This is a genomic window from Synergistaceae bacterium (assembly GCA_017443945.1).
Lineage (GTDB): Bacteria > Synergistota > Synergistia > Synergistales > Aminobacteriaceae > JAFUXM01.
In genome coordinates, this window is sequence record JAFSXS010000089.1 from 1 (window position 1) to 23,822 (window position 23,822).

At 41.3% G+C, this 23,822-nt stretch carries 22 protein-coding genes and 1 tRNA gene; 10 read left to right on the plus strand and 13 right to left on the minus strand.

What is annotated here, in order from left to right; translation table 11 throughout:
* From IJT21_08930 to IJT21_08945, 4 genes are all read left to right on the plus strand, one after another.
* On the plus strand, positions 1-1,653 hold a 1,653-nt coding region (locus IJT21_08930; GenBank protein ID MBQ7578374.1), incomplete at its 5' end, for a putative Ig domain-containing protein.
* Between the two features lie 141 nt (positions 1,654-1,794).
* On the plus strand, positions 1,795-2,934 hold the full coding sequence (locus IJT21_08935; GenBank protein MBQ7578375.1) for a peptidoglycan DD-metalloendopeptidase family protein: 1,140 nt from the start codon (positions 1,795-1,797) through the stop codon (positions 2,932-2,934).
* Between the two features lie 18 nt (positions 2,935-2,952).
* Positions 2,953-3,855, plus strand: coding sequence for a glycine--tRNA ligase subunit alpha (gene glyQ, locus IJT21_08940; protein ID MBQ7578376.1), 903 nt, complete (start codon positions 2,953-2,955; stop codon positions 3,853-3,855).
* Between the two features lie 18 nt (positions 3,856-3,873).
* The gene (locus IJT21_08945) at positions 3,874-5,952 is read left to right on the plus strand and encodes a glycine--tRNA ligase subunit beta (protein MBQ7578377.1); all 2,079 of its coding nucleotides are present in this window, start codon (positions 3,874-3,876) and stop codon (positions 5,950-5,952) included.
* A gap of 32 nt (positions 5,953-5,984) precedes the next feature.
* Here IJT21_08945 and IJT21_08950 read toward each other — a convergent pair whose 3' ends face one another.
* From IJT21_08950 to IJT21_08960, 3 genes are all read right to left on the minus strand, one after another.
* Positions 5,985-6,401 carry an Rrf2 family transcriptional regulator gene (locus IJT21_08950; protein ID MBQ7578378.1) on the minus strand — a complete coding sequence of 139 codons (417 nt, stop codon included), beginning with the start codon at positions 6,399-6,401 and terminating at the stop codon, positions 5,985-5,987.
* 67 nt (positions 6,402-6,468) lie between these two features.
* A complete protein-coding gene (locus tag IJT21_08955; protein MBQ7578379.1) occupies positions 6,469-7,314 on the minus strand; it encodes an MBL fold metallo-hydrolase in 846 nt (281 codons plus the stop codon).
* A gap of 6 nt (positions 7,315-7,320) precedes the next feature.
* Entirely contained in the window at positions 7,321-7,950 is a 630-nt protein-coding gene (locus IJT21_08960) for an NAD(P)-dependent oxidoreductase (GenBank protein ID MBQ7578380.1), read from the minus strand.
* Positions 7,951-8,476: 526 nt separating this feature from the next.
* Between IJT21_08960 and IJT21_08965 the strand changes: the two genes are divergently transcribed.
* Complete coding sequence (locus IJT21_08965) at positions 8,477-10,009, plus strand: ADP-ribosylglycohydrolase family protein (GenBank protein ID MBQ7578381.1); 1,533 nt, start codon at positions 8,477-8,479, stop codon at positions 10,007-10,009.
* A gap of 200 nt (positions 10,010-10,209) precedes the next feature.
* On the opposite strand, the gene IJT21_08970 is transcribed toward IJT21_08965, so the two are convergent.
* Complete coding sequence (locus IJT21_08970; GenBank protein MBQ7578382.1) at positions 10,210-10,788, minus strand: LysE family transporter; 579 nt, start codon at positions 10,786-10,788, stop codon at positions 10,210-10,212.
* A 758-nt stretch (positions 10,789-11,546) separates the two neighbouring features.
* Between IJT21_08970 and cysK the strand changes: the two genes are divergently transcribed.
* A complete protein-coding gene (gene cysK / locus IJT21_08975) occupies positions 11,547-12,473 on the plus strand; it encodes a cysteine synthase A (protein ID MBQ7578383.1) in 927 nt (308 codons plus the stop codon).
* Between the two features lie 3 nt (positions 12,474-12,476).
* Positions 12,477-13,277, plus strand: coding sequence for a hypothetical protein (locus IJT21_08980; GenBank protein ID MBQ7578384.1), 801 nt, complete (start codon positions 12,477-12,479; stop codon positions 13,275-13,277).
* Positions 13,278-13,331: 54 nt separating this feature from the next.
* Here IJT21_08980 and IJT21_08985 read toward each other — a convergent pair whose 3' ends face one another.
* Complete coding sequence (locus IJT21_08985; GenBank protein MBQ7578385.1) at positions 13,332-14,900, minus strand: sodium:solute symporter family protein; 1,569 nt, start codon at positions 14,898-14,900, stop codon at positions 13,332-13,334.
* Between the two features lie 216 nt (positions 14,901-15,116).
* A tRNA-Asn gene (locus tag IJT21_08990) sits at positions 15,117-15,192 on the minus strand.
* A 146-nt stretch (positions 15,193-15,338) separates the two neighbouring features.
* On the opposite strand from IJT21_08990, the gene IJT21_08995 reads away from it, so the two are divergent.
* A complete protein-coding gene (locus IJT21_08995; protein MBQ7578386.1) occupies positions 15,339-16,547 on the plus strand; it encodes a deoxyhypusine synthase family protein in 1,209 nt (402 codons plus the stop codon).
* Between the two features lie 56 nt (positions 16,548-16,603).
* Here the strand turns inward: IJT21_08995 and IJT21_09000 are convergent, their stop codons facing one another.
* Entirely contained in the window at positions 16,604-17,158 is a 555-nt protein-coding gene (locus IJT21_09000) for a DJ-1/PfpI family protein (protein ID MBQ7578387.1), read from the minus strand.
* Positions 17,159-17,318: 160 nt separating this feature from the next.
* Between IJT21_09000 and IJT21_09005 the strand changes: the two genes are divergently transcribed.
* Both IJT21_09005 and IJT21_09010 read left to right on the plus strand, forming a co-directional pair.
* On the plus strand, positions 17,319-17,543 hold the full coding sequence (locus IJT21_09005) for a hypothetical protein (GenBank protein ID MBQ7578388.1): 225 nt from the start codon (positions 17,319-17,321) through the stop codon (positions 17,541-17,543).
* Entirely contained in the window at positions 17,536-17,874 is a 339-nt protein-coding gene (locus IJT21_09010; GenBank protein MBQ7578389.1) for a type II toxin-antitoxin system YafQ family toxin, read from the plus strand. Before IJT21_09005 ends, IJT21_09010 begins: the two co-directional genes overlap by 8 nt.
* Before the next feature lie 61 nt (positions 17,875-17,935).
* Here the strand turns inward: IJT21_09010 and pgm are convergent, their stop codons facing one another.
* Genes pgm through IJT21_09040 form a run of 6 tightly spaced genes read right to left on the minus strand, consistent with a single transcriptional unit; the run spans position 17,936 to position 23,775 of the window.
* Positions 17,936-19,537, minus strand: coding sequence for a phosphoglucomutase (alpha-D-glucose-1,6-bisphosphate-dependent) (gene pgm / locus IJT21_09015; protein ID MBQ7578390.1), 1,602 nt, complete (start codon positions 19,535-19,537; stop codon positions 17,936-17,938).
* 55 nt (positions 19,538-19,592) lie between these two features.
* The gene (lpxA, locus tag IJT21_09020; GenBank protein MBQ7578391.1) at positions 19,593-20,381 is read right to left on the minus strand and encodes an acyl-ACP--UDP-N-acetylglucosamine O-acyltransferase; all 789 of its coding nucleotides are present in this window, start codon (positions 20,379-20,381) and stop codon (positions 19,593-19,595) included.
* A 5-nt stretch (positions 20,382-20,386) separates the two neighbouring features.
* Positions 20,387-20,842, minus strand: coding sequence for a 3-hydroxyacyl-ACP dehydratase FabZ (gene fabZ, locus IJT21_09025; GenBank protein ID MBQ7578392.1), 456 nt, complete (start codon positions 20,840-20,842; stop codon positions 20,387-20,389).
* Positions 20,843-20,848: 6 nt separating this feature from the next.
* Entirely contained in the window at positions 20,849-21,643 is a 795-nt protein-coding gene (gene lpxC / locus IJT21_09030) for a UDP-3-O-[3-hydroxymyristoyl] N-acetylglucosamine deacetylase (protein MBQ7578393.1), read from the minus strand.
* Positions 21,633-22,586, minus strand: coding sequence for a UDP-3-O-(3-hydroxymyristoyl)glucosamine N-acyltransferase (gene lpxD, locus IJT21_09035; protein MBQ7578394.1), 954 nt, complete (start codon positions 22,584-22,586; stop codon positions 21,633-21,635). The genes lpxC and lpxD overlap by 11 nt, the downstream gene beginning before the upstream one ends.
* 31 nt (positions 22,587-22,617) lie before the next feature.
* Positions 22,618-23,775 carry a hypothetical protein gene (locus tag IJT21_09040; GenBank protein ID MBQ7578395.1) on the minus strand — a complete coding sequence of 386 codons (1,158 nt, stop codon included), beginning with the start codon at positions 23,773-23,775 and terminating at the stop codon, positions 22,618-22,620.
* Between the last annotated feature and the right edge of the window lie 47 nt (positions 23,776-23,822).

The following is a 23,822-nucleotide window of genomic DNA, read 5'->3' on the forward strand; positions in this document are numbered from 1 at the left end:
AATTATTCCGTTACTCTTGCAGCATCAGGCACAACGCCTATAACTTGGCAGAAGAGCAGCGGCAATTTACCGGACGGACTCACTCTCGCAAATAACGGCGTAATTTCAGGCACTCCAACTAAGGCCGGTACTTTTTCATTTGCTGTCAAAGCTAGCAACACCGCAGGCAATGACTCTAGAACCTTCACTATAATCATTGAGAAACCAGTCAAGCCCAAGATTACAACAAAGACTCTAATTTCAGGAGCAGCAGGCAAGTCTTACAGCGCAAAAATTGACTTCACCGGCAGCACATTAACCAGCGTATCTTGTAAGAATCTCCCCGCAGGCTTGAACATTAACACTCAGGGCGAAATTTCCGGAACTCCTACACAACCGGGGGATTATAGTCTCTCTGTAACGTTCATTAATTCAGCCGGCCAGCATACAAAAAGTGTCAAACTCGCTGTTTATGACATCACAGATTATTCACTGCCCGTAGGTATTAGCGGAAAAAGTTATAAGGGTAAATTTACAAGTAAAGGCTTATCTGCTACTAAACTTCAATGGACAATTTCAAGCGGTTCACTTCCTGAAGGTCTGACTCTCGCTAAAGGTAAAATCTCCGGCAAACCTAAAGAGATCGGCACATTCAATTTTACACTAAGAGCAGGTGACGGAAATTCTTACGTCGAGAAGCCTTACAGTATTACAATTACTCCCGTTCCTCCGAAAATAAAGACTTCATCTCTGCCGAAAACTTTTGTACATACGAATTTCTACGGCTCATTGACTCTCAAAAATGGCGATAAGCCTGTAACTTGGACAGCTGAAGGCCTCCCGTCAGGTTTGACTCTTGATCCTAATACGGGAATAATTACAGGAACGCCAACTCATATTTTCAAGGGAACTGTAGCAATCACTGCAACAAATTCAGCAGGCAGCGACACAAAAAATGTCAAGCTCACGATTAAGGCAATCAAGCCGAAAATTTTAACAAGTTCACTCACAGAAGCCAGAGTCGGACAATCTTATAATTTCACCCTCGAAGCGTCCGGAAGCCCTGTTTTAACGTGGTCGGGTGAAGACTTGCCCGCATGGTTATCAATCAGCAGTAACGGCAAAATTTCGGGCACTCCTAAAGAAAGCGGCAAATTTAAATTTTATGTTACCGTCGCTAATGAAGCAGGAAGCAAACGCAAAAAATTGACTCTTACTGTTAAAGAGGCTGATACGACAAATTCAGCAGACTCTGACTCTAATTCAGAATCAGAATCAGTAAGCGAATCCGAATCAACGTCAAATAATGAAAACTTGAGCGCATTGACTCAGCCTGAAATTATAGAACTTTCTGCGGGTGCATTAGGTCTTGTCTCAAACGATAATTTCATGATTGCTGCGATTCTTCCCGATATACAAGTAACAGAAAGCGGCTTATATGAATTTACAGTGTCGCTTGATGAAAGAGTCCCGGAAAATTCTTTATTGGTCTGGCACTCATTCCCGAACGGCCAAGAAGATGACTCAAACAATGACAGCGCAGCATTTTTTGACGAGAACGGCGAAGAAATTTATAACGTCCCCGAAAATTATTGCGTTACTGTATCTGCATGGCTTGAGGCCAGAATAATTTATAAACCTGTCATATCAGTAAACTTGAAGCAGACTCATTAACACACTGACTCATAATTTGATAAATCAGGATTTGCGCGGGATTTTCCTTCGTGAGTCCTGATTTTATTTTTCCAGAAATTATAAAATTTTACGCCTTTACACGTTATAATAAGCAATAATTATTTATGGGAGTGATTAATAATGAATTTATTATATAGATATAGAAAATTTTTGACAGGAATAATTTTAGCGAGCACATTTATAATAGCGTCAAAAAGTTACGCAGCAAAATGGGAGACTCTTACATTTGACGAAGATATATCAATAGGAATGGAAAAATTAAATCACTACTGCATAATGCATAATTTCACGATCGAAGACATTTTATGGGCAAATGCTACAAGCTCACAGGACATAAAGCCGGGAACTTCTATTTATTTGCCGAAGAATCACGCGGATCTATTAGCAGTCTGGCAGAACAGGGGAAAATTAAATTATTCGGCCTCACTTCCTATTAACAAGCCTAAACCTGTAAATATTTCTACTCCGCCCGTGAGTCCAGTTTTACCAGCAGCAAAACCCGCACCCGTTACACCTCCTGCAAAAAGCGATTCTAAACCCGATAAAATTTTAGCCGACGCTCAAAAACGTGCAGAAGACCCGAACAAGATTCCAGGTTTAATGGATCCGATTATAATTCTTTCACCGAACGGAGACCCCGCAACAGGCCCGATGAGACTCGTAATTTCCGGTGATAAAGTAGAAGTTGTCAGACTTCCCGCAAACGCTGCGCCCAAACGTCCGAGCCTCACAGATTTAGATCACACTTTCGGGACAATTCCCGACTATTTACAGCCATATTTTTACACACCGCCAAGAAGACCTAACGATAATTACGTACCTAATTTAGCAGCTCTCAACGGTAAAATGTTATGGCCAGTCGACGGCAAAGTTACATCAGGTTTCGGGCCAAGAGGATCACGCAAACACGCGGGAATTGATATTCCAATGCCGTTAAATACTCCCATTAAAGCAGCTAGAACAGGTGTAGTCGCGAGAACCGGCAATAATTCAACACCGGGCTTCAGAGGCTACGGAAATTTTGTCTTGATGGATCACGGCGGAGGAGTCAAAACTCTTTACGCTCATTGCAACGCTGTAGCAGTAAGAGAAGGCCAGCGCATAACAGTCGGGCAGGTCGTCGGCTACGTCGGCAGAACCGGCAGAGCTTCAACCGAACATTTACATTTTGAAGTCAGGATTAATGACAAACCCGTTAATCCCCTTCCGTACTTGGCAACACATCCGCAGTTAGCAACTAGAACAACGCGGAGTAAATAATAAAGGAGTGCTAATAAATTGAATTTCCAAGAAATATATTTCAGGCTTGAAAATTTCTGGAGCCGTCATGACTGCGTAGTCCAGCAGCCTTATGATATTGAAGTAGGAGCAGGAACAATGAATCCCGCTACAGCATTAAGAGTCTTGGGCCCCGAACCTTGGCGAGTCGCTTACGTCGAACCCTCAAGAAGACCATCAGACGGCAGGTACGGCCAGAACCCTAATAGACTTCAACATTATTATCAATATCAGGTAATAATTAAACCCGCACCCGCAAACATTCAGGAGCTCTACATTGAGAGTCTTGCGTCGCTCGGCATTGACCCGTCAGAACATGATATTAGATTCGTTGAGGATGACTGGGAAAACCCTTCAACAGGCGCATGGGGACTCGGCTGGGAAGTCTGGCTTGACGGAATGGAAATAACGCAGTTTACATATTTTCAGCAGTTAGGCGGCTTAGACATGGAGTCTGTTCCCGCTGAATTAACATATGGAATCGAAAGAATCGCTATGTACGTTCAGAAAGTAAACAGCGTCTATGATTTAACGTGGTCAGGCAAAGTAACTTACGGCGACGTTCATTTACAGGGCGAAATCGAACACTCACATTATAATTTCGAGGACGCAGACACTGATATGTTATTCCAGTTATTTAACATGTACGAAGCTGAAGCAGGCCGGATTCTCGATAAAGGCTTTGTTTTGCCCGCTTATGATTATGTGCTGAAGAGTTCTCACACGTTTAATTTACTCGACGCAAGAAACGCAATCAGCGTAACCGAACGAACAAGCTATATTTCACGAGTCAGAGCACTTGCCTGCAGATGTGCCGCAGCCTACAGAAAACAACGCGAAGAAATGAATTTCCCGTTAATGGAAAAGTTTACTAATTCAACTGGGACATTTTTTGACGAATAAGGAGAGAATAATTTAACAATGCCGATTAAAAATGTTTTACTCGAGATAGGAACAGAAGAAATCCCGTCTCGATTCATTCCCGACGCTTTAGAATCACTCAAGCAGAAAGCAGAAGAATCTTTCACCGCAAACCGCATAGAATTTAAAGACGTTAAGACATATGCAACACCTAGAAGACTCGTTTTAATGGCCAGCAACGTCAGCGATATACAAAATGCACTCGTTGAAATGCTCAAGGGGCCTCCTTTGTCAGCAGCTTACGACGAAAACGGAACACCCACACGCGCCGCAATAGGTTTCGCAAAAAGCCGCAAAGTTGACATAAATGACCTCAAAGAAATGGAAGTAAACGGAGTTAAATATATCGCAGCAGAAGTCAAGCAGGAAAGCCGCAGCACTCTTGATGTATTACCGGAAATTTTGAGCGGTCTTATTTCGGGACTCACATTCCCCAAAAGTATGTACTGGGATAATTCCGGAGTGAGATTCGCTAGGCCGATTCGCTGGATTCTCGCACTTGCTGACGAAAAAATTATACCGTTCAAGTTCGGTAATGTTACTTCAGGAAGATTAACGAGCGGTCATAGATTCATGGGCAAAAAAGTTATCGAAGTAAATAACGCTGATGATTTCATGAATATTTTATACGACAATAACGTAATTCTCGATCAAGAAAAACGCCTCCAGAAAATGAAAAGCGCAATAGCAAACCTTCAGAAAGATTTTGAGGGAAATTTAGAGGTCGAGATGGATCCAAAGATTTTAGAGGAAAATTTATATCTCGTTGAGTTCCCTGTGCCTTTTGCAGGTTCATTCGATAAACGCTATCTCGAAATCCCCGAAGAAGTGCTTACTACCTCAATGAAGAAGAATCAAAAATATTTAGCCGTCCGCAATAAAGACAAAAACGGGAAACTTGCAAATTATTTCGTCGGAGTCAGCAATAATCACGTATCAGATATAAATATAATCCGTGAAGGCAACGAAAGAGTTTTACGCGCTAGACTCGAAGATGCTGCATTTTTCTGGGACGAAGATAGAAATATCCCGCTTGCTTCATATGTTGACAGACTCAAAAGTGTTACTTATCAGGAAAAACTCGGCAGCGTTTATGATAAAGTCATGCTCACACGTCAATTAGCTTTATGGTTCTGCGAAAAATATAACATGAACGATATAGCTTCACTCGTTGACAGGGCTGCTTACTTGTCAAAAGCGGATCTCGTTACAAATATGGTGTTCGAGTTCCCGGAATTACAAGGCATTATGGGACGTGAATACGCAAAGGCAAGCGGTGAAGACCATAGAGTCTCTCTTGCACTCCATGAGCAATATTTACCCCAGAACGCTCAAGATAAGACACCGACTGACAGTGTAGGAGCTGTACTCGGACTCGCTGAAAGAGTGCATATTATTACAGCCTGCCACAAAGTAGGACTCGAACCGACCGGATCTCAAGACCCATACGCTTTAAGACGCGCTGCAAGGTGTATCAACGAAATTTTATTTGCGCGAAAATATAATTTCAACATGGCCGACGCAGTAAAAGAGTCATGCAAAATTAACGGCGTTGATGATGAAATTTGCGCGAAAATTTTAGACTTCATGAGACAGAGACTTCATGTGCAATTACGTGAACGCGGATTTGATTATTCACTTGTAACGCTGGGAATTTCTGTCGCGGGTGATGTTCCTTGTCAGGCGTTGAAATTAATCGAGACCCTTAACGGCGTAAAATCAAATGAATGGTTCACGGAGTTAGTAAGCTCGGCAGTAAGAGTCAAGAACATTTTGCAGAAGAACGCTCCCAACATGGAAGACTCAAACCCTGACGAGTCATTGATGACCATTCCCGCAGAAAAAGATTTATTCAGGGAAGTAATGAGACTTGAGTCACCCGTAAAAAATGCGCTCGCCTCGTATGACTGGGAGACTTTAACGCAATTATTAGCTGAATTATCACCGGTTGTAGCTTCATTCTTTGAAAGTGTTATGGTCATGGACAAAGACGAGAAAGTGCGCGCAAATAGACTCGCAATCCTCGTGAAGTGTAATAAATTATTCAGAGAAACCGGCGATTTAAGCGTGTTATCATAAAAAATTTTGTGCCCCTCGATAAAAACGGGGGGTTATTTTATTCTTGCTGCAACATCTTTGACGGTGAAAGACTTTAATTTTTCCTCCATTGCAGATTGAATCTCGTGCAAATAATTATCCAGCGCAAAATGAATATTCTTCCCGACCGGGCATTTAGGATTAGGATTCTCGTGAAAGTGAAATAAATCGCCCTCTACGCAGTCAACAGCTTTGTAAATGTCATAGAGCGTAATTTTTTCGAGAGATTTTGCTAATTTCATGCCAGTTTTACCGCGCTTAATATCAATCATTCCGGCTGCTTTGAGCTGTGAGATAATTTTTCTGATTATAACCGCGTTGACTTGAATACTTGACGCAAGAAAATCACTCGTTACCGCAAACTCACCGCTGAAATAATCTATGCATGTCAAAATATGTACTGCTATTGTGAATCTGCTTGAAATTTGAATCTTCACTACCTCCCCGCAAAAAAAATGACACCGGCCAAGTTGACCGATGCCAAGATTATAAACTATTTTATTTGCTGAACAAAGCTCCCGCACTCATCTGTAAATAAGCCTCGCCGTTATAGTCAGGGAAAGCAGCTTTTACGCTTGAGATAAATTCTTCGCGATTCTTGCAGGTTTTAGCAAGCTCTAAAACTTTTTCAAGATATGAAATTTTTTCGCTGACTGCATTTTTTCCTTCTGGGGCATTATGACTCGTTAAAATCAGTGAATAACCTTTCGCCTGATATTCTTTTAACTCTGCAATTTCTGCTTCAATATATGCTAGTGCCGGCAAAATATTATGAGTCTTTGAACCTAACATATGACGATAAACGGCATTAATTGCGGGGATTTCGATTCCGTAGCCTTCACCGTCGGACTCGTGCAAAATTTTAAATTCTATTCCTGCAAGAGTCAAAGTCTGACCCTCTTTGATTATTTCTGCTGAGTCCGGCAAATCTTCAGCAACTTTTTCTCCGCTCGCCTGAACAAAACTTTTTGTGAGATTCCAAACACTTCCGCCTTCAGCCCAGCTCTTTAATGCGCTTGACGTGGCATAAATTTTTATATCGCCGTAAGATTTATAACCGTTTGGATGATATGAGAATAAAGCACCCGTTAAAGGCTTTCCCAGTGATTTAATATAATCTGCCATTGACTGAACATTTTCTCTATAAGCAGTCGACTCAATTAAAACTAGCCCGTCCGAAGTCTCAAGCAAATAACAAAAATCGTTCATGTTGTCGCCCGTCCCGTAAGCGTGGAGCTTGATATTATCGAAATTGTAAACGTTCATATTTCCTACGCTGACAGAAGCAAAAGAAGCCGAAGCCATTAACGCTAACACGAATAAAGCCGCTAAAATTTTTCTCATTATAGATTACTCCCTTACTACTGAAATTCTTTGCTGAATGTGATTCCCGTTCAAAGCCTCGTCAATCATTGCAATTGCGTAATCTGCATAACTGATAATGCTTTCACCCTTTGAATTTAACGTAAATTCTTCGCCCGCAAGAATATATTTTCCTGTTCTCGGTGCGTCTGCCTGAAAATCTGCTGCCGGACTCACAAACGTCCATTTAACGTCTTTACGCTTTCTTAGTTCGTCGAGTTCTTGAGCCTGTGCAGCTGCTAAAGGTCTGTAATCTTTCGGGAAATCAGGAGTCTTATATAATTGCTGCGTGTGAGTCTTGTCGAGATAGAGACTTCCTGCGCCGCCGACAACTAATAAACGAGTCTGAGTCCCGCTCACAGCATCGCACAAAACTTTTAGAGTCTCGCTATGAAGGTGTAAAGTGTCAGGGTCAAACGTTCCGAATGCGTCAATAACAACATCAAAATTTTTCAGGTCATCTGCTTTAATGTCAAGAATATCACGTTTGATTGAATGAGCTGCTTTCGTCTTGTTCTCGCCTCGAACTATTGCTGTAACATCGAGTCCGCGATTTACTGCCTCTTCGACGATTAAGCGTCCTGCTTTGCCGTTTGCTGCTACAACTGCGATTTTCATAAATAATTTTCTCTCCTGTCATGTAATTATATTTGTTACAACATGAGAAATTTTATAATCGCATTGATGTAATGTCAAGAGTTACAATAAATTTTATGCTCTAATGTATGCGCTATTAATTAGTTTTCCCGCAAAAAGGCAGATTTACGGCAAAATTTTAAGTTCATTTGCTATAACATAACATTAAGCTCCGCCGGTTTAGTGCAGGAAATAAAATAAAGCTCGGAAATTATTCAATAAAATTTGGCCAATGCCCGTAACAACATTTTAAACAGGTTGGCGGAAAAATATTTTAGCGCGATAATTTATCTTGTAGCCGTATTCGTTTATCATAGCTAAGACTTCTGAAAAAATTTATGATTAACATGTTATATTAAATTTGTCAAGAGTTATTCTACGGATATTGAAAAAATCACGAAAATTGATATAATAAATGTATTGGTTAAGAGCAGTTACTACGAAATCCCTAGAAAGTTTTATATTAGTTATTATAGCACATTATCTTTAACTATGGAGATGATTGTTTATGTTATTAGGCGCAATTATAGGCGATGTAATTGGCAGTATCTATGAATTTAACAACATTAAGGCGAAAGATTTTGATCTTGTGAGTCCCTACTCGCAATTTACGGACGACTCTGTAATGACAATGGCCGTTGCTCATGCTTTGTGCGAGTTCAAGAAGGGCAGCGAGATAAGCGAGACAAAATTTAAGGCGGCATTAATAAATTCTATGAAGCAATTCGGTAAACGTTATCCCGATGCAGGTTACGGAAGAATGTTTAAAACGTGGCTGCGTTCAAGAAATACAACACCGTTTAAAAGTTTCGGCAACGGGTCAGCTATGAGAGTTTCTCCGGTCGCGTGGTACTTTGATGACTTGGACACTGTCGAGAGATTCGCAAGGTTAAGCGCAGAAGTTACTCACAATCACCCCGAAGGAATTAAGGGCGCACAAGCAATAGCAGCAGCAATTTTTTTAGCTCGCACGGGCAAAAGCAAACAAGATATTAAATCCTACATCAGCATAAAATATAATTACGATTTAAACCGCACTCTTGACGAAATAAGGCCGGATTATTATTTTGACGCGACTTGTCAAGGGTCTGTGCCTGAAGCTATTATTGCATTTCTTGAAGCAGATGATTTCGAGGACTCTATACGCAATGCAGTATCAATCGGCGGAGATTCTGACACAATTGCATGTATGACAGGAGCAATCGCGCAAGGTATGTGGGAAATTCCCGCAGAAATTGAGAATCTCATTATGCCCGTGTTAGATTCTTTTATGAGTGATGAACTCGAAAAATTTTGCGATGCTATTGAACCTCATGACGATAAACCAGCTGAGAAGGTCAATAATAATTTAACGGAAATGGTATTTATTCTCGACAGAAGCGGCTCGATGTCAGGTCTTGAAAGCGACACTATAGGCGGATTCAATTCGCTTATCGAGAAACAAAAAAAGGAACCCGGCAGAGCTATTGTCTCAACGGTTTTATTTGATGATGTTCAAGAAGTTTTGCACGATAGAGTCGATTTATCGCTGATAGAAAATATGACAGAGGACGAATATTTTACGCGCGGAAGTACAGCACTTCTTGACACAATCGGCAGTGCAATTGATCATATCGGAAGGATTCATAAATACTCCAAGCCCGAAGACGTACCCGAACACACAAATTTTGTGATAATCACTGACGGCTACGAGAATGCAAGCAGGAGATTTACAGGCCCGAAAATTAAGCACATGATCGAGAATCAAAAGAAAAAATACGGCTGGGAGTTCTTGTTCATCGGAGCAAATATCGACGCAATAACAACAGCCAAAAATTTAGGAATTTCCGCCCGTAGAGCCGTTAATTACGTTGCAGACAGCCGCGGAACTGACATAGTATTTGAAAATGTTTCACGCGCAATGAGCTACAGCAGACACAATGAAGAAATCGCAAATGACTGGTCGGCAGATATTGCAATTGACTATTACAAACGAAAAGAAAGAAATCAAAATTTTCATGCTCCAGATGATGATCAGGAAATAGAAATAATAGAAGAGTAATAACCGAACGAAATAAATAATTTTGCGCAATTAATCCCGGTTGATTAAAATATTTTCGACCGGGAAATTTTTTACGCGTTAAGAAAAATTTTTTCTCCGTGAGATCTTGCAAATTATTAAACAACGCACAATTTTTGTAGTTGCAAATGTAGTTGTAAAAATATTTATTTATATTCGGGAATTTGTATAAGCTCATTATATCACATGACAATTTTCACCGCGCACCATAATAAAATAATGCCCATGAGAATATTAAACGGTCTGTAATATTTTGCTATGACTCTTTGCAGGAGACTCCCAGCCGCACCCCACGTGAACCACGTTAAAACGCTGATTGATAAAATTATTAGCCCATGCACAAATAAATTATATAAATTTGCTCCCGACGGAATTATATAAACCGTAAAAATAGTAATGAAATATAGCAGCATCTTTATATTTGTCAGCGCAAGAAGAAGCCCGCTTTTAAAAGTTATCGCACGTTCTTGACTCTTTCCTGGTTTACTCGTTGCAATGCGTAAAGCCAGCCAGATAATATAAGCAGCTCCGACATATTTTAAATATTTCACGAGTCCCGGCACATATTCATTCAATTGATGACAAAATAATATGCTCGAAATTAATAAAGTTGTACAGCCGGTAAAGATTCCTGATATTAATTTGCGCCCTCCCGACCAACCTTCTGAGCTTACGGCATAAAGGCACATTAAATTATTTGGTCCCGGTGTTGTAGTTGTTACTAAAGCGTACGGCAGATATTCGAGAATTACATCAAGCAAAATTCATCAAGCCTCCTGTAAATTTTTATCACATATTTTACACTTGATTAAAAGCGTTTTACATGTTATATTTTCACGCAGTAAAATTTTTATTATTTATCGGGGTGAAACAGTATGTATAATAATTCTTTAATATTTGCATTGACTCATAAGGGTTTATACTGCTGTTGTTGTTGCCTCTGTTCAGGATTCTAATTTATTCACAAATTTTTTCACGAGTAATTAAATAATTTCGTTCGCGCACTGAGTCTATTTGCGTGTATCTTATAACTTTTTCATGTCAGTGCAGCCAATGACACACAATCGGTTCCGGTTGTAAGTTGTGAAAAGGTTTTAGCTTTTGACTTTGCTTGTTATAGATATGAAAGTTTTTTCACTATATCATGCAAAAATTTTTATAGGGAGGAATTTATTTAAGTCAGCAAAATATTTATTTTGTCGGCGAAAATTTTAATAAGGCTCGAATACTTATTACGTTAGGGCTTTATTGTGAATATCAATAAAAAATTTTACAAGGAGGAATTTATTTAAGTCAGCAAAATATTTAATTTGTCGGCGAAAATTTTAGTAAGGCTCGAATACTTATTACATTAGGGCTTTATTGTGAATATCAATAAAAAATTTTACAAGGAGGAATTTATTTAAGTCAGCAAAATATTTATTTGTCGGCGAAAATTTTAGTAAGGCTCGAATACTTATTACGTTAGGGCTTTATTGTGAATATCAATAAAAATTTTTATAGGGAGGAATTTATTATTATGATCTACAAGTCAGCAGATATGTTAATCGGCAGCACGCCAATTTTGGAATTAACGCGAATCGGGAAACATTTTAATTTGTCAGCGAAAATCTTGGCCAAGCTCGAATACTTTAACCCGGCCGGAAGCGTCAAAGACAGAGTCGCTAAAGCAATGATCGACGACGCAGAAGAATCCGGAAGACTCAAGCCCGGCAGCGTCATAATTGAACCTACAAGCGGCAATACTGGAATCGGCTTATCTTCCGTCGCAGCTGCTAGAGGTTACCGCGTTATAATCATTATGCCCGAAACAATGTCGATTGAGCGCAGAAAGTTAATGAAGGCTTACGGCGCAGAATTAATCTTAACCGAAGGCGCAAAAGGTATGATGGGAGCTATCGAGAAGGCCTCACAGCTTGCAAATGAGATTCCTAACAGCTTTATTGCCGGACAATTTGTGAATCCTGCAAACCCTAAGATTCATAAATTAACAACAGGCCCGGAAATTTGGAATGACACAAGCGGACAAGTTGATATTTTTGTTGCAGGCGTTGGGACGGGCGGAACTTTAACCGGAGTCGGCGAATATTTGAAATCTCAGAATCCCAACATAAAAATTTTCGCTGTCGAACCGTTTAATTCTCCTGTTTTATCGTCGGGGCGTTCGGGTGCGCACAAAATTCAAGGTATCGGCGCAGGTTTTGTACCTGAAGTCTTGAATACTCGAATCTATGACGAAATTATCACGGTCAAGAACGAAGACGCATTCACTAACGCTAGACTCATGGGAAAACTTGAAGGCGTTTTAGTGGGAATCTCGTCGGGAGCTGCTTTAACTGCCGCAATTGAACTCGCACGCAGACCGGAAAATAACGGAAAAAATATCGTCGCAATTTTCCCAGACAACGGAGAACGCTATTTATCAACAGAATTATTTGCAGAATAAATCATGCATCTTGACGAAATCTTGAAATCTACCAGCAAAGAACTTGAATCCTTGACGGCTGGCGACGGCGAGTCTTTCAACGGAATCCGCGAACAAACCGAGTCAGCTTTCAGGGACATTCAATCGGCAATGTTTCCCGCTCATGTGAATCCCGAAAAAATAAGCATACTCGAAAATTTAAATCTTGCGTGCAAAAAATTAATTAGCTCTCTCACAAGAATAACGGGCAATTATAACGAGTCAGAAAAAATTACAGCCGGACTCATCGCAAAATTACCGGAAATTCGCAAAATTTTAATCACTGACATTCAAGCAGCCTATCAGGGAGACCCAGCCGCAAAGAGTTTTGATGAAATAATTTTATCTTACCCTGCATTTACTGCAATAAGCGCGTACAGAATTGCTCACGAACTTTATTTAATGCACGCAAATTTAATCGCGCGAATAATTACTGAATATGCCCATAAATTAACGGGGATTGATATTCATCCGGGTGCGTCAATCGGGAAATATTTTTTTATTGATCACGGCACAGGAGTTGTAATCGGCGAGACTGCGACAATTGGCGAACACGTGAAATTATATCAGCATGTTACAATCGGGGCGAAAAGTTTTGCGGTTGCTTCTGACGGCTCATTAGTTAAGGGAATCAAGCGTCATCCGGATATAGGCGACAACGTGATAATTTATGCAGGAGCTACTATTTTGGGCGGTGATACAAGAATCGGCGATAATTGCGTGATAGGCGGAAATGTTTGGCTGACTCACTCGGTCGAGGCCGGGAAAACTGTATTAAATGAGTGAATGTTATGCAAAAGTTAATTGCCCGCCCGGTAACACGGACAGGCAAAAATTTTATTACTCATCACCCAGCGCGCTAGACTGTCTGACAGTAACTGTCTTTGTGTAGCACGAGAATGCATCATCAACAAATTTTTTGTCAGGTTTGGGCGTGAGAATGCTTATAACCGGAACGATAATAAATCCCGCTAACATGCAGAAAGCTCCGGCATTAATGGGTGATTGCAGCAAGACGGGAAAATCAGCACGCACGAAAATATTTGCGGTCATTACAACGCTTGAGAATAAAAAATTTACCCAGCATGATAATTTACTGACTCCCCTCCAATAAAGACTGTACATAAACGGTGCTAAGAATGCCCCCGCCAGTGCTCCCCACGAGACTCCCATTAACTGCGCAATAAACGTAACATTTGATTTATACTGAATCAAAGCTAATATAACGGAAATTGCTATAAATATCACGATTAAGACTCTCATAATAAATAATTGCTTCTTCTCGTCCATTTGCTTTATTACGTGATCCTTCAGCAAATCAAGAGTCAGGGTCGAACTTGACGCAAGCACTAACGATGAAAGAGTCGACATTGAAGCCGATAATACAAGAATTACGACAACTCCCAGCAAAATATCAGGCAGTCCAGACAACATAACCGGAATTACTGAGTCATAGCCTTCAACAGGAACTCCCAAACCGGCCGGATCTAATTGCGACGTGAACAAACGTCCGAAACCGCCCAGAAAATAACAGCCTCCCGCAACTACAAGCGCAAATAAAGTTGATATAATCGTACCTTTTGAAATATCGCTCTCGTTCTTTATCGCGTAAAATTTCTGCACCATTTGAGGAAGTCCCCACGTGCCGAGACTCGTTAAAATTATTACTCCCAGCAAATTAACAGGATCAGGCCCGAAGAATGACGCAAAGACTCCCCGTGATTTTGCAAGAGTTGTAGCTGCTTTAGGATCTGCAATTTCTGATATTCCCGCTAATGCCTCAAAGAGTCCGCCTTTACTCTCAAGCACTGCAAGAACAACCGCAATTATTCCCGCAAGCATAATTATTCCCTGAATGAAATCATTTATAGCCGTCGCCATGTATCCGCCTGCGATTACATAAATTCCGGTCAAGACTGCCATAATAATAACGCACAATGAATAATCAATCTTGAACGCCATCCCGAATAAACGACTCAAGCCGTTATATAAACTCGCAGTATAAGGTATCAGGAACACAAAGCAAATCACTGACGCAGCAATTTTCAGAGCATTACTTGTGAATCTCTTCCCGAAAAAATCAGGCATTGTCGCACTTGATAAATATTGACTCATTATTCTTGTACGACGGCCAAGCACCGCCCATGCCATTAATGAGCCTATAAATGCATTCCCAAGTCCGACCCACGTAGCAGCAACTCCGTAACGCCACCCGAACTGGCCTGCATACCCAACGAAGACAACAGCAGAAAAATAGCTTGTCCCATATGCAAACGCTGACAGCCAAGGCCCGACAGATCTATCTGCTAAGACAAACCCGTTTACGTCAACTGAATGTCTGCGGCAATATAAACCGATTCCAAGCATTAACCCGAAGAATAATAGAACAAGTAAAATTTTTATTAGCATTCATATCCAGCTTTCTTTATAAATAAACAATTTCGGCAAAGATTACCCCCTCAAGCACTCAAAATCAAGACTCATAAATGTATATAAACGCGCAAAAAAATTCGAGCCTCTGACTCATTAGCAATAACTCAAGTCAAAAGCTCAGGAAAGTCAGGAAAAGGAAAACAAAATGAATCACAATTAACAACGTCTACAGCCATAAAAGCACAAAAAAATTGGCTCCACAACCAGGACTCGAACCTGGAACCTAATGATTAACAGTCATCCGCGCTGCCGATTGCGCTATTGTGGAACACAACGAAAGAAATTTTACTTGAACATCGCGATTTTGTCAAATTTAATTTTGCGGAAATATATTTTTCCTGAAATCATTATTGCACGCTCACTGATTATTATTATGTGTGATAATAATTTTATAAGTGTAAGGAGGTAATATAAATGCGAAATTTATTCGGGCTTTCACAGCTTGAATTTTTCAGGGACTCTCTTGACTCTCGAAGCCTTGAGACTCTCAATAAAGCCGTTGAGGTAATCACAAAGACAAAGCAAGACGGCGGGCGGGTAATGGTCGTAACAGGAAGCGGGCCCAACATTCACGAGGGAGTAACGACTCTTATTGCTGAATTAATTAGAGTTGGAATCGTTGACGCTGTTTCTACGAGTTCTGCTGTAATTGCTCACGAAATGGCCGGTGCTCTCGATAAAGTTTTCAGGGTTGACGCTAAATCTTTGGGAATGGACTTAAGCAAAATGCCGCGTGGTGATGTCTATGAGTTTACCTGCATGACGGAGAGTGAGATTAACGCATTGAAGCGCGAAATGCCGTTAGACGACGATTTATTGACTCGCGGACAGAATCTCCCGAAATTAAACGAGATAATAAAAGCTGCCGGAAATATGGCCTATCCTATGGGACTAAGGACGGAGAGACTTGCTCATGAAGTATTGAGTCTCGCGCGGATTTACGGCCTCCCGTTTGAAAAAGTTGCGGGCTGGGGCTGTGATGATAAAACGATGTTGGGAGCTGCTGACAAAAAAAATGTTCCCGTTCTTGTTACGATTCCTCAGTTAGTTGGCGGCGGTGCGGTTGGAATGTCGATAGGCGATTCTATTCCTGTTTCAGAAAGATCTATGAGAATTTCGAGAATGCTTGCGTCATGTGATGTGATAATTGAGTCTGCTGTTGCGTTGACTCAGGAGATTCACGACGGCCCATTTGAATGCTACACAGGACACGGAATTTGGGCAGATTATTCCGGGCAGGCTGTATATAATTTGCGCGAAAAAAGTTTAATCAGGATAGATTTAGACGAAAATTTGCGCCGTGCAGTAGAGTTAAATAAAACTGTTCAGGAAGCAATTGACAAGGGACTCCCGAAGACTAAAGCCGCAAAAATACCGTTCAGAATGGAAATGTCAGCTTTTGCACGTCATGAAGGAAGTCTGCCGGTTATAGGCGATATTGGCAAAGTTTGGCCGTTGATTGCTTATGAAGTAGCTAAAAATTTGGGGATTGAGCTTGAATTTCTTTCATCTTCGCAGGACACACAGGAAGGCGCGTCAATGCGTGAATGGATTGTGAATAACGTTAAGCCGCTTGATCGTGAAAAAATGTTGAGACGTTCAGAAAGTTATATTCTGCGATAAAGTCTGAACTGCCGCCGAGCGGGGTGGGTGGGAGCGAGGCGGCAGCGGCCAATACACTATTTTGTGTAAACGAGGGGAATCAAGAATCCTTCTGCGACTTCATTTGCCATTGCTTTACCCTCTAGAATCTCAAGCAGCTTCAACGCAAAAAACGGAGTTACAGCCGGCCCCTTTGCTGTTGTGATATGTCCATCGGTCTCGACAATTTCAGAACCCTTTGACGCACCCGTTAAATGATGTTCGAGTCCCGGATAACACACTGCTTTACGTCCAGCTAAGACTCCAGCTTTACCCAATGCAGCCGGAGCAGCACAAATCGCGCCGATATATTTTCCTTCTGCGTTATATTTCTTGATTAACTCCTGCAAACCTTCATGATTTGCGATTTCAAGAGTCCCGCCCGGCAAAATTATCATGTCAAAATTTTCGTTTTTCACCGAGTCAAACATTGAGTCAGCTCTTACGGGAATTTTATTTTTGCTGATGACTTCTTGTCGTCCTGTGAGTGATACTGTAGTTACGACTACTCCGCCGCGCCTTAAAATATCTACTGTTGTGAGTGCTTCTGTTTCTTCGAAGCCGTCTATTAAGAAAATTGCTGCTGTTTTCATGATAGTAAATCACCTCGAATAAAATTTTATCACGTTATGAAAGAATTAAATATTTTGCAGGTACTATTTTAATAAATTTCTGTGTCCTGTTATAAAATATATAATAATTTATCGCATGAACATAAAAGATTCACAAGTATTCAAGGAGGAATAATTTATTATGGCAGCAACAGAAGTATTAGAACAGGAAACAATATCGCCTGAGGAAAAATTACGCCGTCTCGAAGCCTCTAATCCGGGATTCAAAGTTTACCGCATGTACGACGAGGGGAGATTAATTACTAATCCCGATGTGTTAAGGAGCATTGCAGAAGGCCAGGAATTTTTGGAATTTTGGAAGAGCTGGCATAACAAGAAAGAAAGCAGCAGGAATGAAATTGACTAGTAAGACGGACAAGAAAAAAACTGCTGATAAAAAACGCGCAAAACTTCCCAGAGATTCAAAAAAGATGAGCACTTTTCTTAAAGACTGGGAAAGACTTTCACGTTCAGGAAAACATGACATGAACGTATTAAAACAAGCTATGATGTTATTAATAGCTAATGACGCGCCTTTACCGCCTGAATGGAAGGATCATCAATTAAGCGGTGAACTTCAAGATTTCAGGGAATGCCACGTTAAAGGCGACTTGCTGCTAGTTTATCGAGTATATGACGATAACGACGGCGGAGTAATTATGTTTCATAACGCTAGAACTCATTCAGAATTATTTTAACGCAAAATAAAAGCTGCCCTGCTCATATATTAACGAGAGGACAGCAATATTTTATGAGATTTTATGCGATTATTGCTTGTGCTTCCTGCTGAATCTGCTTTAAGTGCTCAGGACTTACGAAACTTTCTGCATATAACTTGCAAATATTTTCTGTTCCTGAAGGACGTGCAGCAAACCAGCCATTTTGAGTCGTAACTTTTAGGCCGCCGATTGATGCATTATTTCCGGGTGCTTTCGTGAACTTGGCCGTAATTTTATCGCCTGCGAGTGTGTCTGCTTTAATGTCGTCGGGTGATAATTTGCCGAGTGCCGCTTTTTGTTCGGGAGTTGCGGGCGTGTCAATTCGTGCATAAAAGCTCGTGCCGTATTTCGCCTTTATATCGTCGTAATGCTGGGCGGGATTCTTTCCTGTTACAGCTGTAATTTCGCAAGCTAAGAGATCCATAATTATGCCGTCTTTGTCAGTTGTCCATACTGAACCGTCTTTGCACAAGAATGAAGCTCCTGCACTCTCTTCACCGCCAAAGCCCATAGAACCGTCAAGCAAGCCTTCAACAAACCATTTAAAGCCTACTGGGACTTCACATAATTTGCGGCCGATTCCTTCTGTTACGCGGTCAATAATTGAACTTGATACGACAGTTTTTCCGACAGCTGCATAAGGCTTCCAACCTGTGCGGGACGTAAATAAATGCTGCACTGCTACGGCCAAATATGCGTTAGGATTCATGAGACCTTGAGGCGTTACGATTCCGTGTCTGTCGTAGTCTGTGTCATTGCCGAAAGCTATATCATATGAGTCCTTCAGCTTGATTAAATTCGCCATTGCAAACGGTGAAGAGCAGTCCATTCTGATTTTACCGTCATGATCGGGCGGCATAAATGAAAATGTCGGGTCTAAATTCGGGTTGACTACTTCGAGATTCTTAATTCCGTAAATTTCTGCTATGGGCTTCCAGTAATAAATTCCTGAACCTCCCAAAGGATCCGCGCCGATGTGAAGTCCTGATTTAGCGATTGCTTCCATGTCGACGACGGTTGCGAGTGCTTTAACATAAGGGATAACATAATCTTCAAAATGTACGTTATCGAGTTTAATTGCGCGCTCAAATGGGACTCGTTTAATCTGCTTAAATTCGCCGGACTTGATAAGCTCATTTGCTCTGCCTTGAATCTTGCTTGTTATTTCAGGGCTTGCAGGGCCTCCGCTTGGCGGGTCATATTTGATTCCTCCGTCGGTTGGGGGGTTGTGAGAAGGAGTTATTACCATTCCGTCAGCCTGCTTTTTTCCGGGCGTTCTGTTGTGTTCGAGGATTGCACGCGATACAACAGGAGTCGGAGTCGGCGCAAAATTTTCCTGCAAGATTATTTCAACGCCGTTAGCTGCTAAGACTTCTACACAAGTTCTCATTGCGGGTTCACTTAGTGCGTGAGTGTCTGCTCCGATGTACAAGGGTCCGGGTATTTTCTCGGCTGTCCTGTGCTCGTAAACGGCTTGAGCAATTGCCATAATATGAGCCTCGTTAAAGCTGTGAAGTGCAGAACTTCCGCGATGACCTGATGTCCCGAATGAAACAAGCTGAGTCTTGTCGTCAGGATTAGGAGCGAGCGTGTAATAATCGCTGATTAATGACGGGATATTTACTATCTTACGTTCCTGCATAAAAATAGACCTCCGTTCTTGATTTAATTATCTATGAGAATATCAGAATTATACATTAAACGCCCCAGAATGTTACACCCCTTTTAGAGTTCTCGTAAAATTCTATTATGTGTCTGATTTCCGGTATATATTCAGATTTACGGCTGATTGCGTCATTTAACGAGTCTGTAAATCTTGAATCTTTCTTGTATAACTCGCGATAAAATTTATAAATTTCTTTTCTCGTCTCAGCTGTAAATCCGGCGCGTTCGAGTCCCACTTTATTTAAGCCCGTCAATCTCAAAGGATCCCCAGACGCTAAAGTGTAATGCGGGACATCTTTAACGACTCTGAACAAACCGCCTATCATGCAATATTCGCCGATTCTCACAAATTGATGAACTCCGGCCATACCTCCGAAAACTGTATGACTTCCGACGCTCACAAATCCCGATAAGCCGACTTTATTTGCAACTGTAACATAATCGCCGACATGAACATTGTGCGCAAAGTGTACCCCGTCCATGATAAAGCAGTTATCGCCCACGATTGTAGAATTTCCTTCGCCGGTTGCGCGGTTCATAGTAACATTTTCGCGGATTAAATTATTACTGCCGATTCTCAAATATGAGACTTCACCTTTATAGCCGTGATCTTGAGGGTCTCCGCCAAGCGCAGTATATTCACAGATTGTGCAGTTTTCACCGATTGAGACATGATTATGAATGCTGACATACGCTTTTAATTCAGTGTTTGCGCCGATTTTTACTTCTGAGTCAATCAAGCAGAAAGGGCCGATAATTACTCCGTCGCCTAATTCCGCCTTGCTTGAAACTATTGACGTTGGATGAATTTTAACGCTCAAATTCTTTATGCCTCCTTCTTTGTTAGAGTGCTGCCCAGCATGAACAAAAACTCGCCTTCTGCAACAACTTCATCATTGACGTAGCCGACGACTTTTGCTTTTCCTGAAGTGCTGCGGACCTTGAGTAATTCAGCTTTTGTTACGAGCTTATCACCGGGCTTGACGGGCTTTCTGAATCTTGCGTTATCGATTCCGGCGAGAAATGCTATTTTGTTGAGTCCTTCTTTGCCGAGTTTTATTCCGACCATTACAGAAGCTACTTGTCCCATACTCTCAAGAATCATTACGCCCGGCATTGTAGGATCTCCGGGAAAATGTCCCTGAAAAAACGGCTCATTGATAGTTACATTTTTATAGCCCGTTATGTGTGTATCGTCATAATCTGTGATTCTGTCGACCATCAAGAACGGATAACGCTGCTTTAAAATCTTCATTATTTCGAGTATGTCTAGTTCAGCCATAAAGATTTATTCTCCTCTCAATTTTTGCGCGAGCTTTAAGTGTAACTCATGACCCGCTCTAACTGCTATTATATGTGCTTTCAGGGGGCGGCCTATTGCTGCTAAATCCCCGATTAAATCCAAAATTTTGTGTCTGACAAATTCATTTTCCCAGCGGAGTCCTCCTGCTGCTGTAACGCCTGACTCGCCGATTACTACTGCATTATCAAGCGAACCGCCTAACGCCATGCCATGAGAACGCAAATAATTTATATCTGACTCGTATGCAAAAGTTCTCGCGCCCGCAATCCCGTTTAAATAATTTTCCGGCGAATAATCATAGTCCATCACTTGAGCGCCGATAAATTTATATTCGACCGTATATGTAATATGCAGATTATCACACGGGAAGGCCGCTATAAATCGCGTTTTGTCATCGTTTGAAATTATAACCGGCTCTGAAATCTCAAGTGAATCAACCTTCACGCTTTCTAATTTGTCAGAGTGCTTAATAATTTCATCACAGACCATTTTTGCGCAACCGTCTAACGCTGGCATTTCTCCGCCATTTACAGTTAATTCTACGCCCGACCAGATTCCCAAACCAGCAAGAGCCGATAAAACATGCTCACACGTCCGAACCCTTGAGTCATCACTGAAAATATAATCAGAGCCTCTGTTTGTGCCGCTTAACTTCAATTTTCGCAAGGGCTGGCCGTTCATTATAATTTCAGGCGAATCACTGGGCGATATAATTAACTCGCAATTTTTGCCGGAATGAAGTCCGACACCTTCTAATAATATTTTCCCGTTAAGAGTCATTTTTTTGCAACTTTTTCTCTAAGATTCTCACGCGTTTATATAGTGCTGGCAAATCTGCGGCGAGAACTAGTGCGCGTTTTGAGTCGTTGTGATTTCTTGCGGGGAAACCTGACACAATAGAATTTGGCATTATGTCATTTGTAACACCTGAACGGGCAGCTATTATCGTGCGCTCTCCGATATGAACATGATCTGTTATTCCGGCCTGCACTGAAATTGTAACGTTGTCATCAATTATTGAACTTCCTGCTATGCCCGACATTGAGCAGATAATACAATTTTTGCCGATTTTCACATTATGGCCGATTTGAACGTGATTATCTATTTTTGTGCCGCTGCCTATTACAGTATCATTCATTGCAGCACGGTCAATAGTTGTGCATGCTCCTATCTCGACATTATCACCGATTATTACTCCGCCGGTTTGAGGAATCTTCACAATTGAGTCTTTCTCGCGCACAAAGCCAAAACCGTCGCAGCCTATCACAGCACCCGAATGAATCAAACAATTTTTGCCAACTCTTACATTTTTTAGCAAAACTGCATGAGGCTCTATAATGCTGCCTGAGTCTATTACGCAATTATCACCAACAAAGGCGAACGGGGCAACATATGAATCATCAGCAATTTTCGCACTCGACGAGACACACGCGCGGGGATCAATGCCGGTTAATTTATCGTGTGAATCATCGAATAAAGCTAATAATTTCGGGAGTAAAGCTCGCGGGTTATCACAAATTATTCCGTCTTGATTATGAGTGAAGGACTCTTTTTTTGCGGCGACTGCTATATCGGGGCTTAAATTCTCACATGCTTTAACGTCCCATATTACGCAAAGTGAGTCTTTGTCTGCGTCCTCAGGGCTTGAAATTCGCTTTATTTCGCGTTCCTTATTGCCTATCACAGAAATTTTCGGATCGTTCAATCTCGTTGCTATTTCCAATAAATTAATAATAATCTCCTCCTTTAAAATTTTATAAATGCCACATTCCCCGCACGCCTAATTTATCACTGTTTGAGTCATTATAATAAATCTCGATCGAAACATGTTCATCGATTCTATAACCGATTGCGGCCTCGTGCTGTTCAAGTTTAGGACTCCAGCGCCATAACGCATAAGGACGGCGGATTTTCACGGGGATATATTGAGCTCTGATAAAATATTCGTTCTCCGGCCATTGAATCTCGACTCCTGCCCAGAAATTATTTAATAATTCAAAGCGTGCGCCGAGTCGTCTTGTTATGTCAAAGTCGTTAAGGGAAAAAATTAATTCCGCGTAGATTCCTGCGTTGAACTTCATATCGGGATCATAGCCGAAAAAAACTCCTGCTTCGGGATATTTGCCTTCGATTCCTGCATAAGCTGCGACCCACATTTGAAACGTGAAATTTTTGCTGTCAACGTTTGCGTCAATGCCTGAAATTTTACCGGGTGAAAAATTTATAGTAACATCAGCTTTTAAATTCTCGACTGAGTGTTTATCCTCAAGAAATTCGCGTGCTGTCCGTTCAATATCGCGTTTATGAAGCTGCGCCCATTTTACCGGGATTCCGATTAAGGGTGCTAATTCGGGGAGCAATTTAGCTTCTAAATCCGTCCTGAACATCGCCGGAATAGTTCGAGAAAATAAAGCGGGCTTAACTGCAAGAATCATATCTGTACCGGGCCTGAAAGTTATATTTATCAGCGTAGAATTTTCCGAGATAAAAATTTGCTGCGAGAACTCCCACCCCGGAAGAGCTGAATTTATTATTTTGCTGACTGCCTCCTTTAGTGCCTCGTCCGACCATGTAAAAGCACTTTGCGGCAATTTCTCAACAAGCGCAAAAATTTTCTTGTCCATTCCTGCAATATCACTAATAAACCATTTTGAGGCCATCTCGCGTAATTCCGGAACATTTAATTTTATTTCCGGCTTGATAATTTCGTCAGACTTTGCAGTAAATTTTACGTCAGGAGAGTTATTTACAAGTTTGACGCTGACAGAATATCCCGCAAATAAACGTGAAGCAACAAGAGTTAGAGTCCCTTCTCTGTCAATTTCGGGCGAGTCAGGAATCTCCAACCATACAGCTGAAAGACTGCGGGTAACTGCATTTTCCAGCCAATCGGGGACTCCTGAGACGCTCAAAGCATAACAGGGCTGACAAAATCGGGAGAAGCAGAAAATCAGCAGAA